At 72.0% G+C, this 14161-nt stretch carries 17 protein-coding genes; 7 read left to right on the top strand and 10 right to left on the bottom strand.

The genetic code is table 11. From position 1 onward, the window contains the following. Nucleotides 1–116: 116 nt before the first annotated feature. The 4 genes from ASF28_RS09250 to ASF28_RS09235 form a co-directional block, all read right to left on the bottom strand. Nucleotides 117–1733 (bottom strand): AMP-binding protein, encoded by a 1617-nt coding sequence (locus ASF28_RS09250; RefSeq protein ID WP_056090541.1) that lies wholly within the window; start codon nucleotides 1731–1733, stop codon nucleotides 117–119. A 9-nt stretch (nucleotides 1734–1742) separates the two neighbouring features. After that, nucleotides 1743–2333, bottom strand: coding sequence for a nitroreductase family protein (locus ASF28_RS09245; RefSeq protein WP_056090537.1), 591 nt, complete (start codon nucleotides 2331–2333; stop codon nucleotides 1743–1745). Between the two features lie 106 nt (nucleotides 2334–2439). Next, nucleotides 2440–2679, bottom strand: a complete 240-nt coding sequence (locus ASF28_RS09240) for a hypothetical protein (RefSeq protein WP_056090534.1) — start codon at nucleotides 2677–2679, stop codon at nucleotides 2440–2442. A 115-nt stretch (nucleotides 2680–2794) separates the two neighbouring features. Further along, entirely contained in the window at nucleotides 2795–3148 is a 354-nt protein-coding gene (locus tag ASF28_RS09235; RefSeq protein WP_056091508.1) for an ArsR/SmtB family transcription factor, read from the bottom strand. 107 nt (nucleotides 3149–3255) lie between these two features. Here ASF28_RS09235 and ASF28_RS09230 point away from each other — a divergent pair, with 107 nt between their 5' ends. Beyond that, nucleotides 3256–4002, top strand: coding sequence for a glucose 1-dehydrogenase (locus ASF28_RS09230; protein ID WP_056090531.1), 747 nt, complete (start codon nucleotides 3256–3258; stop codon nucleotides 4000–4002). A gap of 44 nt (nucleotides 4003–4046) precedes the next feature. Here the strand turns inward: ASF28_RS09230 and ASF28_RS09225 are convergent, their stop codons facing one another. After that, nucleotides 4047–5504, bottom strand: coding sequence for a phosphatase PAP2 family protein (locus ASF28_RS09225; protein ID WP_056090528.1), 1458 nt, complete (start codon nucleotides 5502–5504; stop codon nucleotides 4047–4049). Nucleotides 5505–5712: 208 nt separating this feature from the next. Then, nucleotides 5713–5970: a hypothetical protein gene (locus tag ASF28_RS09220; protein WP_244474937.1), complete on the bottom strand. Its 258-nt coding sequence runs from the start codon at nucleotides 5968–5970 to the stop codon at nucleotides 5713–5715. A gap of 147 nt (nucleotides 5971–6117) precedes the next feature. On the opposite strand from ASF28_RS09220, the gene ASF28_RS09215 reads away from it, so the two are divergent. Further along, entirely contained in the window at nucleotides 6118–6339 is a 222-nt protein-coding gene (locus tag ASF28_RS09215; RefSeq protein WP_056090525.1) for a hypothetical protein, read from the top strand. Nucleotides 6340–6381: 42 nt separating this feature from the next. On the opposite strand, the gene ASF28_RS09210 is transcribed toward ASF28_RS09215, so the two are convergent. Further along, nucleotides 6382–6963 (bottom strand): glutathione peroxidase, encoded by a 582-nt coding sequence (locus ASF28_RS09210; protein WP_056090521.1) that lies wholly within the window; start codon nucleotides 6961–6963, stop codon nucleotides 6382–6384. 265 nt (nucleotides 6964–7228) lie between these two features. Here ASF28_RS09210 and ASF28_RS09205 point away from each other — a divergent pair, with 265 nt between their 5' ends. Continuing rightward, entirely contained in the window at nucleotides 7229–7756 is a 528-nt protein-coding gene (locus tag ASF28_RS09205; protein ID WP_056090518.1) for a PRC-barrel domain-containing protein, read from the top strand. Between the two features lie 327 nt (nucleotides 7757–8083). Here the strand turns inward: ASF28_RS09205 and ASF28_RS09200 are convergent, their stop codons facing one another. The 3 genes from ASF28_RS09200 to ASF28_RS09190 form a co-directional block, all read right to left on the bottom strand. Further along, nucleotides 8084–8299: a hypothetical protein gene (locus ASF28_RS09200; RefSeq protein WP_056090515.1), complete on the bottom strand. Its 216-nt coding sequence runs from the start codon at nucleotides 8297–8299 to the stop codon at nucleotides 8084–8086. 368 nt (nucleotides 8300–8667) lie between these two features. Then, nucleotides 8668–9114, bottom strand: a complete 447-nt coding sequence (locus ASF28_RS09195) for a cupin domain-containing protein (protein ID WP_056090513.1) — start codon at nucleotides 9112–9114, stop codon at nucleotides 8668–8670. A gap of 139 nt (nucleotides 9115–9253) precedes the next feature. Next, the gene (locus tag ASF28_RS09190; protein ID WP_056090510.1) at nucleotides 9254–10789 is read right to left on the bottom strand and encodes a porin; all 1536 of its coding nucleotides are present in this window, start codon (nucleotides 10787–10789) and stop codon (nucleotides 9254–9256) included. 461 nt (nucleotides 10790–11250) lie between these two features. Between ASF28_RS09190 and ASF28_RS09185 the strand changes: the two genes are divergently transcribed. From ASF28_RS09185 to ASF28_RS09170, 4 genes are all read left to right on the top strand, one after another. Next, nucleotides 11251–11514 (top strand): hypothetical protein, encoded by a 264-nt coding sequence (locus ASF28_RS09185; RefSeq protein ID WP_056090508.1) that lies wholly within the window; start codon nucleotides 11251–11253, stop codon nucleotides 11512–11514. Nucleotides 11515–11630: 116 nt separating this feature from the next. Continuing rightward, nucleotides 11631–11912 (top strand): hypothetical protein, encoded by a 282-nt coding sequence (locus ASF28_RS09180; RefSeq protein WP_056090505.1) that lies wholly within the window; start codon nucleotides 11631–11633, stop codon nucleotides 11910–11912. A gap of 331 nt (nucleotides 11913–12243) precedes the next feature. Next, the gene (locus ASF28_RS09175; protein ID WP_244474936.1) at nucleotides 12244–12939 is read left to right on the top strand and encodes a hypothetical protein; all 696 of its coding nucleotides are present in this window, start codon (nucleotides 12244–12246) and stop codon (nucleotides 12937–12939) included. Next, nucleotides 12884–14086: a DNA-packaging protein gene (locus ASF28_RS09170; protein ID WP_244474935.1), complete on the top strand. Its 1203-nt coding sequence runs from the start codon at nucleotides 12884–12886 to the stop codon at nucleotides 14084–14086. Before ASF28_RS09175 ends, ASF28_RS09170 begins: the two co-directional genes overlap by 56 nt. The last annotated feature ends 75 nt before the right edge of the window (nucleotides 14087–14161 follow it).

Raw genomic sequence — 14161 nt, 5'->3', positions numbered from 1 at the left:
GCCGCGCGGTCGCGCGGGCAGACGACGCTGCGTTCGCCGCATCGTCGTCTGGCGCGACACACACGACAAGACACCGGACGGCCGCGGGGAGACCCGCGGCCGTTTTCGCGCGCGGGTCAGGCCTCGTCGCGCAGCTGCCGGCGGATGATCTTGCCCGAGGTCGTCATCGGCAGGTGATCGCGAAACACCAGCACGCGCGGATACTCGTGGGCCGAGAGCCGGGTGCGGACGAAGGCCTGGATCTCGGCGGCCAGGGCGTCGGACGCGGTGAAACCGTCGCGCAGGACCACGTAGGCCTTCACGATCTCCGTGCGCAGGGGATCGGGCCGTCCCACCGCCGCCGCCAGGGCCACGGCCGGGTGGCGCCCGAGGCAATCCTCGATCTCGGTGGGGCCGATGCGGTAGGCCGCCGAGGTGATGAGGTCGTCGTCGCGGCCGACGAAGTGGACGTAGCCGTCGGCGTCGCGGCGGGCCGTGTCGCCGGTGAGCATCCAGTCGCCGCGGAACTTCTTGGCCGTCGCCTCCGGCTGGTTCCAGTACTCCAGGAACATCACCGGGTCGGGGCGGGCGACCACGATCTCGCCGGGCTCGTCGGCGTCGGTCTCGGTGCCGTCGGGGCGCTGGATCATCACCCGGTGGCCGGGCACGGGCCGCCCGGTGGAGCCGGCCCGGGCGATGCCGGCGGAGGGGCAGGCGGCGAGGACGAGGTTGCACTCGGTCTGGCCATAGGCCTCGCCGATGGTGAGGCCGAGTTCGGCCTTCGCCCATTCGAAGGTCTCCGTCCCCAGGGCCTCGCCGGCCGAGGCGATGTTGCGGAGTTTCGTGAGGTCGAAGCGGCCGCGCGGGTCCGGCACCGTGCGCAGCATCCGCAGCGCGGTCGGCGGCAGGAACGCCACCGTGACGGCCTGCTCGGCCATGAGCCGGAAGGCGGCCTCGGGCTCGAACCGCGCCGCCGGCTGCGCCACCACGGGCACGCCGAGGCGCAGGGCCGGCAGGGTCGCGTTGAGGAGGCCGCCGGCCCAGGCCCAGTCGGACGGCGTCCACATGCGGTCGCCGGGCCGGGGCGGGAAATCGTGCATCATCAGGAAGCCCGGCATGTGGCCGAGGAGCACCCGGTGGCCGTGGAGCGCGCCCTTGGCGAGGCCGGTGGTGCCGGAGGTGTAGATCATCAGGGCCGGATCGTCGGGCCCGGTCTCGACGGGGGTGAAGCCTTCGTCGGATGCGCCCGCCAGCAGGTCGGCGTAGGCCAGCGCCCCCTCGCCCGCGCCGTCGCGATTCACCACCAGGTCGAGGGCCGGCAATTCGGCCCGCAGGGGCGCGACCTTGGCGAGGCCGGCCGCGTCGGTGATCAGCGCGCGCGCCCCGGAATCGGCGAGGCGGTAGGCCAGGGCCTCGGGGCCGAACAGGCCGGCCAGCGGCAGCGCGATGGCGCCGAGCTTGTAGGCGGCGGCGTGCGCCACCACCACGGCCGCCGATTGCGGCAGCAGCACCGCCACCCGGTCGCCGGGCACCACGCCCCGTTCGCGCAGGGCCGCCGCGAGGCGGTCGGACTCGGCCTTCAGGGTGCCGAAGCTGGTGGTGGCGACCCCCGCCCCCGTGACCTCGATCACCGCAACGCGGTCGGGGTCGCGCGCGGCCCAGACGTCGCAGACCTCCACGCCCATGTTGGTCCGGGCGGGAATGTCCCAGGCAAAGCCGGCGCAGAGGCCGGGATCGGAGGCGGGCGCCGGCACCGTCGCGGCCTAGAGCTTGTGGCCCGGAAAACCGCCGGCATGGATGAAGTCGGTGATGGGGCGGCGCCCGTTCGGCACCTCCTTCTCGCGCTGCTCCTCGCTCAGCTGGTCGCGCGGAGTGGCGCGGCCGACGGCGTAGGCGGCCTCCACGTGGTTGCCGTCCGGCACGGCGAGCAGGGTCGCGGCGCGGGGCTTGTCGAACCCGCCCATGCCGTGGACGTGCCAGCCCTGGCGGATGGCCTGGAGCTGGAAGTTGGCCGAGGCCGCGCCGGTGTCCAGGGAATGGCTCGGCGTGGGTTTCAGGACGTCGCCGACCTTCATGTGCGTGTTCGACACGAGGATCACCAGCGCGCCGGCATCCTGGGCCCATGTCCGGTTGCCGGGCACGAGCAGGTCGAGGAACGGCGCCCAGTGGGGCGTGTCGCGCAGGGCGTAGAGGAAGCGCCACGGCTGGGAATTGTAGGAGGACGGCGCCCAGCGCGCGGCCTCGAACATCCTGAGCAATTCGGATTCCGGCACCGCCTCGCCGGTGAAGGCGCGGGGCGACCAGCGCTCGGTGAACAGGGGATCGATGGCGTGGTCGGGCTGACGCGGATTCACGGCGAAACTCCGGGGCGGGGGGCGCCGTTTCGCCTTGCACCGGATGGGGGCCGGGTGCAAATCCCGGCCCCCCGGCCTTTGGTCCTATGCGACGACCGTTCGGGTCCTACTCGACGACCTTGGCGACGGGGCGGTCGTTGCCCTGCGCCGTCTCGTCGTGCCAGGCGCCCTGGCCGTCCTGGTAGCGGATGCCCTCCGTGGAGCCCGGCACCTGCTGCTCGGCCGCCGCCGCCTGGGCCGCCTGAAGCGCCTCGTCGTGGCTGGGGAAGGTTTCGGAGAACACGTCGCCGACCTTGTAGGCGTAGCCGCCGTCGTGCTCGACGATGCGATAGGTGACGTCCGACATGGGGTTGGTCCTCGTGCTGTCGGGGGCGAACCGGCGCGGAGGGCGGGAGGTTCCGTGGGTGCACGCCGCCGCGGCGTTCGATCGGCCCTCGGACCCGCCCTCGCCGCTCCGGCGCCTACGGGCCCGGCGGGCGGTCGGCCTCGCCGCCATCCGCCGCGTAGGCCGTGACGATGGCCGCCAGCAGGCCGGGAAACCGGGCCTCCACCTCGATCCAGCGCGAATGATTCCGCATCTCGACGCCGCGGCGCTCGCTGCGGATCAAGCCGGCGTCGCGCAGCACCTTGAAGTGGTTCGACAGGGACGATTTCGGGATCACCCGATCGCCTAAGGCGGACACCGCCGAGCAGGCCTCGACGCAGCCCGCGCGCATGATGCGGGCGAAGATCGCCGCGCGGTTCGGGTCCGACAGGGCGTGCAGGATCGCCTCGGGCCGGACGTCCTCGATGGCGGGATGGAACAGGGGCCTCATGATTTCTTCACAGGGGGGCTTGATCCGCGCTTCCATAGTTCCGAACTTTCGAACTATGGGAATCAGGCGACCGTCCCGGGGCCCGCCCATGTCGAAGGTTAGCGCACATGTCGAAGCTCGAAGGCAAGGTCGCCGTGGTGACGGGCGCGTCGAAGGGGATCGGGGCGGCCATCGCCAGGACCCTGGCGAAGGAGGGTGCGGCCGTGGTGGTCAACTACGCGTCGAGCAAGGCGGGGGCCGACGCCGTCGTCGCGTCCATCACCGCCGCCGGGGGCCGGGCCATCGCGGTCCGGGGCGACGTGTCCAAGGCCGCCGAGGCGCAGGGCCTGATCGCGGCGGCGGTGGAGCGGTTCGGCCGCCTCGACGTGCTGGTCAACAATTCCGGAATCTACGAATTCGCCGCGATCGAGGAGATCACCGAGGCGCATTACCGCCGCCTCTTCGACATCAACGTGCTCGGCGTCCTGCTGACGACCCAGGCGGCCGCGAAGCACCTCGGGGAAGGCGGGAGCGTCATCAACATCTCGTCGGCCATCACCCACGTGCACACGCCGACGGCGGCGGCCTATGCCGGGACCAAGGGCGCCGTGAACGCGATCTCGGGCGTCCTCGCCAACGAGCTGGCCCCCCGCAAGATCCGGGTCAACGTCGTCAGCCCCGGCTTCGTGGTCACCGAGGGGACGCACACCGCCGGCGTCGTCGGCTCGGACATGGAAGCCGGCCTGGTCGCGCAGACGCCCCTCGGCCGTGCCGGCCAGCCCGACGACATCGCCGGGGTGGTCGCCTTCCTCGCCTCCGACGCCGCCGGCTGGCTCACCGGCGAGGTGATCACGGCGAGCGGCGGCATCCGCTGACGCGCGACACCCGTGCCCGCGCCTCCGGGCGCGGGGGCGGCGCCTCAGGGCGCGGGCCGGGGCGGCGCCGGCTTGGCGCGCGCCGCCTCCGCCGCCTTCCCGGCCGCCGCGTAGAGGTTCAGGCGCGCATACACGCCGAATTCCGAGCCGTCGTCGAGGAAGCCGCCGCCGGGCCCCTGCGTCTCCGTCAGGATCGCGTTGGCCTCGTCGAGGCCGAGCGCCGGAAAGGCGGCGGTCAGGAGGTGGCCCGCCTCCGGGGCGAGGCGACCGACATCCTCGGACGTGCCGGCGGTCCGCGGATGGACGACGGGGAGCCCGTAGGTCTGCGTGGCGGCATAGAGGGCCGCATTGGCCGCCGGGTCGCGGAAGCGCCCGGTATCGGCTCCGGCGCAGGCCGCGATCCCGCCGCCGCAGCCATCCCGCAGGAAGGCGGCGAGGTCGGCGCGGGCGGCGCCGAGGGCGGCCCGGTAGTCGGGGACGGCCACCGCCGCGTTGGTGGCGCGGCTCATCTCGTCGACCACCGCCGGATTGCGGCGGACCTGGCCGACATAGGCGGGATCGTTGGCCAGCAGATGCGCCACCGCGTGCAGGGCCACGGCGCGGCCGCCGAGGACGTCCATGGCATAGTGCGCGCCCACGAGGATGCGGTTGTTGCCGTACTCGGCGGCGCGGGCGACCATCTGCTGGTAGCGCTCCGGCACCAGGATCCCGAGCACCACGGACTCGGTGTAGCCGTAGGTCGTATGCCCGCTCGGGTAGGACGGGCTGTCGGTCAGGTTCTGGTTCGGCCCGTGCAGCCAGTCCAGGGAGTGGGAGGGGCGGCCGAAATAGTCGGGCCCGCGATAGGCGAACAGCTGCGGCAGGGTCTGGAACGGACGCGCATTGCCGAAGGCGTCGGCCCCCTGGCTCCCGGCCACGCGCCCATAGGCCCGCCCGAATATGTCGGTCACGCCGCCGCTGTCCGTCAGGATGGCCGTCGCGGCGTCCGAGACGGGCGCCTTGCCGTTGGTGGTGGCATTGGCGAAGAAGTACTTGCCCGCGTTGGAATCCGACTTGGCGACGTTGTTGGTGTAGCCGAGGAGGTCGGCGACGGACGGCGCCACGTTGGTGAAGGTCTCCGGGTCGGCGTAGCGCGCCCCGGCCTGGTAGAGGCCGCCCAGGGTGCTGCCGAGGCCGTCGGCGAGCTCCGTCGCGTTGCCGTCGGTGATGAAGGCGTCGCGCAGGGCGAGCTGGCGCTGCTCGGCGAGGGGCAGCAGGAGCGGCTGCCGGGCCGCGCCGGACTGGATGTCGCCCGTGACGGCGAGGTTCGCGTCGAGGGCCGCACGCCCCTCCGGGCTGGCGGCGAGGGTGCCGACGGGCGCGAGGCCGCGCAGGGCCTTCAGGTTGGTGGCCGACTGGGCGACGGCGGGCAGCGGGGCCAGGAGCAGGCAGAGGGCGAGCGCGCCGGACCCGCCCGCCTTCGACCTCGCAAGCGTCCTCAGGCCCTTCAGCGTCCTCGTCATGACGTCCCTCCCCCTGTGCCCGGCCATTCAAGACCGGAGGCCCGGTGCCGCGTCCAGGGCGGAATCGCCGCCCCGCGAGAGCATCCCGTCCGAATGTCCGGCCTGCCCCGGGCCGGGGCCCGATCCGATCACCACCGGAGCAAGGCGACGACCGTGTGACGTGCAGGCCCGGAATCCGGCGTTTCCCCCCTCCGGACCGGGGTCTTCCTCAGTGCCGGGTCACGCCGGCCCAGGGCAGGGTCGGCACCGCCGCCTCGCAGCCGGCGATGAGGGAGGCGCGGACATCGTCGGCGTCGTAGCCGCGCCCGTGCGGGAAGGCGACGAGTTGCGCCGTCGCCTCGCCGGCACGGCGGATCCGGGCGATCCAGGCCTCGGGGCTGCGGGTGAACCGGACCTCGTAGGTGACCGTGTCCTGCTCGAAGGTGTGGGGCTCCAGGGTCTGGGGGTCCGAGGTTAGAGAGTTCATGCCGCGTCTCCCGTGCCATGCCCCTCGGGGCCTCGCCCCATATGGGCGGCCGGGCTATGGGCTCCAAGAGTCATTCAGACGGGCTCCGAACCCCGTGCCCCGAACCCCGTGCTCCGAAGTCCCCTCCGAAGTCCCCCCGAGGTCCCCATGCGCCTGCCCGCCCTCACGGTCCTCACCCTCGTGCTCGCGATCCCGGCCGCCGCCCCGGCCGGGGCGCAGGGCCGCCCGCGCGCGCCGGACGGCGTGCCGCCGAACCCGTTCGCCTCCAATTACCCCTCACGCCCGCCCGAGGCCGACCGGCCCCGACCCCGGCGGGACCGCGCCGTCGGCGAGGACCTGCGGCCGCCGCGCGACATCCCGATGCGCTAGCGTGCTCCTGCGACGAAGGGACGGCCGAGGCGACCCCGCGCCCTACGCCCCCGGCAATTCCCCCGCGATGGCCGTGACGATGCGGGGGTCGTTGGGCTCGGTGTTGTGCGGATAGGCGCCGACGAGGCTGCCGTCGCGGCCGACGAGGTACTTGTGGAAGTTCCAGCCCGGCGTGGCGCCGGGCTTTTCCGCGGCCGCCCAGCGGTAGAACGGGTGGGCGGCGGGGCCCTTCACGTGGGTCTTGCCGACGATGGGGAAGGTGACGCCGTGATTCTTGCGGGCGGCTTCCGCGATGGCGACGCCGTCCAGGGGCTCCTGGTTGCCGAAATCCGGCGACGGCACGGCGATCACCGTGAGGCCGCGGGCACCGAACCGGGTCCACAGGCCCTGGAGCCCGACGAACTGCCCGGCATAGCCGCAGGCGGTGGCGGTGTTCACGACGAGGATCGGCTTGCCGGCGAGATCCGCCAGGGCGAGGCCGCCGCCCTCGGGCTTCTCGAAGGTGAAGGCGCCGGCCCGGGTCTCGCCGGCGAAGGCGCTCCGCGTGCCGCCGGCCAGGGCCGCGCCGAGGAGGATCAGGGCGTGGCGGCGGCCCAGGGGGCCGAAAACGGGGGATGACGGCATGGCGGGACTCCCGGTCGATGCGCGGCGCGGGGCCCCCGCGCAGGGTCGGTCCGGAATCTAGGGCGAAAACGGCCGGCCTGTCGCGCGCGGATCGTCCCAGGTGCCTCACCAAGTGACTCGCCAAGTGACTCACCAAGTGCCGGGACCCGCGCCAAAGGCGAGGCCATCGGGGGCGGGGGGGGAACCATCGGGCGGTCCCGAGCTTGAGCGTCCGAGACGGCCCCACCGGCCATCACCCGCATCGCCCTCGGAAAGACCAGCCCCCATGCGCAGCCTGTTGCTCGGAACCGCCCTCCTCGCCGCGAGCACCCTGAGTGCCCTCGCCCAGGCGCCGGAGGCCACCGCCCCCGGCACGGCCCCGATCCCGGCCGCCCCCGCCACCCTGGCCAACGACCTGCGCCCGACCTTCGTGGCGCAGAACCCCACCGACATGGTCACCTCGAAGCTCGTTGGCCTGACGATCCAGAACGGCGCCAACGAGACCATCGGCGAGATCGCCGACGTGGTCCTCGACGAGAAGAGCACGGTGAAGTCCTGGGTGGTCGGCGTCGGCGGCTTCCTCGGCATCGGCACCAAGTACGTCGCCATCGACCCGAGCGCCCTCAAGCTCGCCCGCGTCGACACCACCACCCTGAAGGCGACCATCGACACCAACAAGGACCAGCTCCGCGCCGCGCCCGAGTACATCTACCTCGGCAAGGCCAAGACCGACGCTAAGAGCGATGCCAAGACGGACGCCAAGACCGACATCAAGACCGACACGAAGCCGGCCGAGGCCAACAGGGCGCCGTAGATTTCTCGAAGGTCGCCGTCGGAGCGACGCGCCGCATCGACCGCCCGGCCGCCCTGCGGCTCGGGCCGTCGACACGGAGCGGTCCCGTCCTCACGGGGCCGAGGCGGAGATGGGATCGGAAGCCCGCGCAGCGATTGAGAAGCCCGCGCGGCGATTGAGAAGCCCGCGCAGCGCTGCGGAAAATCCGCGCGGGGTCCGAGGGGAACCGATCGTCGCATGGCGGAGCGATCGGCAGCGCAAGTCCGAGGCCTGCCCCGATGGCGTGTCGGAGGCAGGCCCCCGCGAGGCCGGACCCAGTCGGCGCCCTCGCTCGGTCGGCGCCTTGGCTCAGTTGGCGCCCTTGCTGGCGTTGTTCTCCTTGCTCTTCTGCATGTGCGCCCGGCGGTTCTCCTCGAACTCGTCGACGGCCGCCTCCGTCTTCTTCGCGTCGGCCTTGGCGCTCTTCGATTCCGGCTTGGCGCCCTGGGCGTGTGAGAGCACGGGCACGAGGGCGACGCCGGCGATGACGGCGCCGGCGCACAGGAGCTTGAAGGGGTGCAACATTTTTCTATCCTCCCTGAGAGACATAAATATAATGCCTGCTTTGTCCAGCATTGCAATGGGCCGGGCGGATGATTTATCAGTCGAAGACTAGTATAATAATAACATCGTCATAATATGATCTTCCGCAACTTTTCGGAGCGCGACCGACGACTGGAGGAGGCGGAACACCGATGATGACGGGCCGTTCGCGCGCCCTGCCCCATCCCGCCGGATCGGATCGCGTCACGCGGGGATCAGCGGCGGCGGACGCCGCGCCCGACGTTCGAGGCCTCGTGAAGCCGCGGCTCCGCACCACCGTCGACGCGGTGCGCATCCGACGACGGCAGCCGGTTAGGCGCGGTCGCGGCGGGCGTCGTCCCGAGGGGCGCTCAGTCCCCCTGGCGGATGAAGCTGTCCGGCGTGCCGGTGCCGGCGGTCACGAAGCGGATGTCGCGGGGTTCGCGCCGGGGGGTGTCGACGGAGAGGAACACCATCGGCTCCTCCAGGATCTCCGGCACCGAGTGGACCACCCCGCGCTTGAAGAACACCAGGGTGCCGGGGCCGACCTCGATGGCGGGCTCGTCGGCGAACTTCATCAGGCAGCGGCCCGACAGGGCGTAGAGGTACTCGTCGCAGGACGCGTGGCTGTGGGGCGGCGTCGGCCGGTAGACTCGGAACACCCGGGCGCTCGCCGCCGGATCGTCGGTGAAGCGGTGATCGGCCACCATGGTGTCGGCGGTCTCGGGGAGCCGGGCGGCGTGCGCCGCGACGTCGAACACGCCGTGGGCGGTGAGGGGTGCGGGGCTGTCGCTCTTGGGAGTCGGGCTGTCGCTCATTGGGGGGTCGTCCTCCGGCGGGGTCTGATTTTCCGCCGGAGGGTACCGGGTTTCCGGGGCGCGCCCAAGGGTCGGGGTCAAGGGTCGAGGTCGAGGGTCGAGGTCAAGGGTCGGGGTCCCGCCCACCCTCGGGGCGGCCTCAGTAATTCCACTGCAACTGCCCGCGGAACAGGTGGCCTTCCGCCCGGCCGAGGCGGCGCTCGTCGGCCTCCCGGCGCTTCATCCGGGCATAGGCCAGGGTGATCTCGAGGGGCTTGATCGGCTGGAACTCGACGCCGACCTCGACCTCGTCGGTGTCGAGGCGGGGCGCATTCGTCGCCACCTTCCAGCCGCCGCCATAGGTCTGCCAGCGGGCGTAGGGCATGAACGGGCCGATGGGGGAGTGGTCGACCCGGAACATCGCCTGGACGTAGCCGCCGCTGAGCGGCTTCTCCTCGATCATCCGGGTGACCACGTCGAATTCCGGGCCGCGGCCCCAGTTCCACTCCGCCTGGAGGCCGAACGGCTGCGGATACAGGATGGCGTGGAGGCCGACGCGGGCATCGCTGAACGCGGCCGGGCTCACGCCGCCGGTGCGGATCTCGGGCTGGAACCGGTTGCGGTAGGCCGAGCCGCCGACCTCGAGGACCTGGCCCTCGAACGCCGCGCCGAGGCCGTCGAGGGCGAACGGCCAGGTCGCCATGCCGGCCACCATGAGGTCGTCGTTGCGCTCCGTCCGGTTGATGGTCTGGCCGTTGTAGATCCCGACGCCGAAGGCGCCGTAATTGCCGAACAGCTTCTGGCCGCCCTTGGCGAGGCGGTCCCAGAGGCCCTGGACGTGGGCCGGCGTGTAGTAGGCGGTGATGCCGATGTCGCGCTCGCCCGGAATGGCGCTGTTGATGGCGTCCGAGCGGTCGAGGGTGAGGCGGTTCTGCGAGGATTGCAGGTTCTCCCAGCCGTAGGGCACCTTCTGCTGGCCGAAGCGGATCTTGGTCCGGCGCGTGTCGTCGAGGAACACGTCCGCGAAGGCGTCGCGGAGCTGGGCGTAGTTGCCCCGCGGCTCGGTGCCGGCCTGGTTGGCGACGTTCACGGCGAAATCCGGCTGGAGATAGATGAACACCCGCTCGTGGATGTCGCCCTGCAGGACGAGGCGCACCCGCCGGAAGGTGAAGTTGCCCCGTTCGGAAATGCCGCCGTCGTGGACGGAGCGCAGGCGCGACTGTCCGCTCGGCGTGGTGCCGTCCCCCGACAGGATCTCGTTGACGCGCATCTGGGTGTAGCCGCGCAGGGACAGGCGCTCGAACCAGGTTTTCGGCGTCCCGGCGGGCTTGGGGCCGTCCGCCGGGGGCTGGGGTGGCAGCCACGCGTCGATCCAGGTCTCGGGCCAGGTCTCGGACCAAGTCTCGGGGCGATCGATGGCGAAGGCGGGGCGGTCCAGGTGGGCGGCCCGCGTCGCCGCCGGCGGGGCGACGGCCGATTCGACGGGCCGGCCCGCCGCCGGCCGGGTGCCGGCATCGCCGCGATGCGCGACCCGGGCCGGGGCCGCCCGCACGCCGCGGCCGGATTCCGCCTGCGCCCGGATCATCGCCTTGAGTTCGTCGATCTGGCGCTGCAGCTCCGCGACGGTCTGGGCCTGCGCCGGCGACAGCGCCGCGACGCTCCATCCGAGCGCCGCCACCAAGAGGCGTTGTCTCATCTCTCATCCTTCCTGTGTCGCGGCACACCGCTCCCGCCGACCTCCGCGCCGGAGGTCGAACCCATCCTGCGGATGGCCGGAATCGGCATGACGGAGGCATCGCCCAAGCAAGGCTCCGTCCCGGCAAGGCATCTCTTAAGATGAGCCTGACTGCGCAGCGCAGTAGAGACCGCGAATTACGCCTCTGTGACGATAATTTTTACCCGGATCGGGGGATTATAACCCGACCTGTACGCTCACGTGTCGAGGGCGTTCGATCGACGACCGGGGCTTCACCGTCGCGGCTCCCATGCCGCAGACGCTTTCGCCCAAGGCCGAACGGGTTTTCCTAGGCTTGGACTTAATCCCTGGTGGCGCGTGCGCGGAAACACCTCCAGAATGAAAGCAAGCCTCTATCTACATATTCAACAGCAACGAGCGAGACGAACCACCGGATCGCACTGAACAGGTTTTAACAAATCATGACCAAGACCCGCATTGCCGCCCTCGCCACCGCACTTGTTCTTGGCGTTGCGTCGCTCTCGCCCGCCATGGCTCAGGAGCGGAAGGGCCGCTACACCGGCTTCCTCCCCCACGAGGTCGAAACGACGGGCACGGTCACCGCCCCGTCCCGCATCCCGGCCTACGGCGGCTGCCCCATGAGCTCCGCCGCCGAGGGCAATGCCGACCAGCAGAGCCGGCCGGTGATGCAGTACGGCCAGACCGCCGGCGGCAACCGCTGCTGATCCGGCCGCGCGGCGACGGACCTTCCGGACGACATCGACCCGGACGACATCGCCCCCCCTTCGCCGGCCCAGGTCGAGCCCGACCGCCGGCGCCCCCCGAACAGGATCACCCGACCATGACCAAGACCCGCCTCGCCACCCTCGCCACCGCCCTCGTCCTCGGCGTCGCCTCGCTCTCGCCCGCCCTGGCCTTCGAGAGAAACCCGGCCCAGGAGCGGACGGGCCGCTACACCGGCTTCCTGTCCCACGAGGTCGAGACCACGGGGTCGGTCTATGCGCCCGCCCGCACGCCGGTCACCGGCGGCTGTCCCATGAGCTCGGCCGCCGAGGGCAACGCCAACCAGCAGAACTTCCCCGTGATGCAGTACGGCCAGACCTCGGGCGGCAACCGGTGCTGATCCGGGTTCCCGAGTTTCACCCGTCCCGGATCCGGACTCCCCAGGACACATCGATGATTCTGAAGGGCTTTTCCTATGCCATGATCGGCGCCTTCGCGGGCGGCCTGGCCTTCACCATCCTGGGCACCTCCCACGCGATGATGGGTCTCTGAGGTCCGACGGCCCGTCGGTTTCGCGTCGGGGCGGGGGAGCGCAGGCTCCGCCGCCCCGACGCCGTGCGGCGAACGCCCCAGCGCCGACAGCACATGAGATCAAAGTCCCAGAAATAGGAATTTATGATTGACACCGCGACGCTCCCGGGGTATCAGGAGGGCACGGTCGGGAACTGCGGATGAACGGGGCGGCGGCGATGAACCTCATCCCCATCGACCCCGCCCGGAAGGCGCGGGCCGAGGCGCTGTTCCGCGAGACCCACAAGACCGCCGCCGAGATCGCGGCCGAGACGGACCTCAACGCCGCGACCCTGCGCAAGTGGTGCCGCCAGGAGGCCTGGCGCCCACCCATCGCGAAAACCGCGCCGGCGGACTGGACGGCCGCGCGCTGCGCCGCCCTGGCGCGGATCGACCGCGCCTACGGCGTCACCCGCGACGACCTCGCCGCCGTGCTCGGCCTGACCCGGCGCAGGGCCCCGGCGCTGTTCTCCGCCTGCGGCCTGCCCGCGGCCCCGGACCAGGCGCCGCCCGGCCCCGCCATCCTGCGGACCCGGCTCCTGGCCCACATCGCCCGGCAGATCGCGGCCTTCGACGCCGCCCTCAAGGACGCAGCCGGGAAGGACGCGAACCCAGCCCTCGACTCGGCTCGGGTGCTGCGCGACCTCGGCGGCCTCAAGCGCCTCCTCGACGATCTCGAAGCGTCCCTCAGGAGCGGGCCCCATGCGACACGCGGTGAGAGCCAGGACGGCGACGCCGACCTGCCGGCCCTGCGCGCGCAGATCGCGCAGCGCTATGCGGCGTTCGTGGGCGAGCGGCCGGATGCCGGCCTTCCTGGCGAGCCTGCCGCCGCACCTGATCCGGGCCCTGGCCCGTGACTGGCTCCACACGGCGCGGGCCGACCAGCTGCCGCCGTGCCCGTCCCCGGCCTGCCGCGAAACAAACTGGACCACCTGGGCGGTGGTGGGCGGACGCGGCTCCGGAAAGACCCGCACGGGGGCCGAATGGGTCCGCGCCCTGGCGCTGGGCGATCCGGCCTTCACCGCCCGGCCCGTCGGCCGCATCGCGCTCGTCGGCGAGACCTTCGCGGATGTCCGCGACGTGATGATCGAAGGGCCGTCGGGGCTGCTGGCCCTGAACGGCCCGCGCCCGCGCTGGTCGCCCTCGCGAAAACGCCTCGACTGGGCCAACGGCGCCGTCGGCCTCGCCTTCTCGGCCGAGGAACCGGATTCCCTGCGCGGGCCCCAGTTCGGCGCCGCGTGGTCCGACGAGATCGCCAAGTGGCGCTACGCGGAACCCGCCTGGGACATGATCCAGTTCGGCCTGCGGCTCGGCCACGCCCCGCGCGGCCTCGTCACCACCACGCCGCGCCCGATCCCGCTCCTGCGCCGCATCCTCGCCGACCCGGCGACGGTGATCAGCCGCTCGCGCACGGCCGACAACGCCGAAAACCTCGCGCCGCGCTTCCTCGACGCCGTGGTCGGGCGCTATGCCGGCACCCGCCTCGGGCGCCAGGAACTCGACGGCGAGCTCATCGAGGACCGCGCCGACGCCCTGTGGTCCCGCGACCGCCTCGAAGCGACCCGCGTCGCGAGGCCCCCGGAGGACCTGCGCCGCATCGTCGTGGCGGTGGACCCGCCCGCCACCTCGAAGGCCGGGGCCGATGCCTGCGGGATCGTCGCCGCCGGGCTCGCTGCCTCCGGCCACGCCTACGTGCTCGCCGACGCCACCCTGGCGCGGGCGACGCCCGAGGCCTGGGCCGGGGCGGCCCTCGCCCTCTACCATCGCCTGTCCGCCGACGGCCTCGTCGTCGAGGTCAACCAGGGCGGCGAGATGGTGACCACCGTGCTGGCGCAGGTGGACCCCGCGGTGCCGGTGATCCCGGTGCGGGCCACCCGCGGAAAGTACCTGCGGGCCGAGCCGGTCTCGGTGCTCTACGCGCAAGGCCGCGTCCACCATGTCGGCGCCCTGCCGGCGCTCGAGGACGAGCTCTGCGAATTCGTCTTCGTCATTGATTTCATTTAATTTTCGGCTGATTTTTTACAGCTCTTTTACAAGCGCTGTTTTCGCGGGGTGCCCCTGTGCAGGACGATCACCCGT

Origin of the sequence: Methylobacterium sp. Leaf99, from assembly GCF_001422375.1 — a bacterium.
In the GTDB taxonomy this organism is placed as follows: domain Bacteria; phylum Pseudomonadota; class Alphaproteobacteria; order Rhizobiales; family Beijerinckiaceae; genus Methylobacterium.
This window is presented reverse-complemented; position numbering and strand designations above follow the sequence as displayed.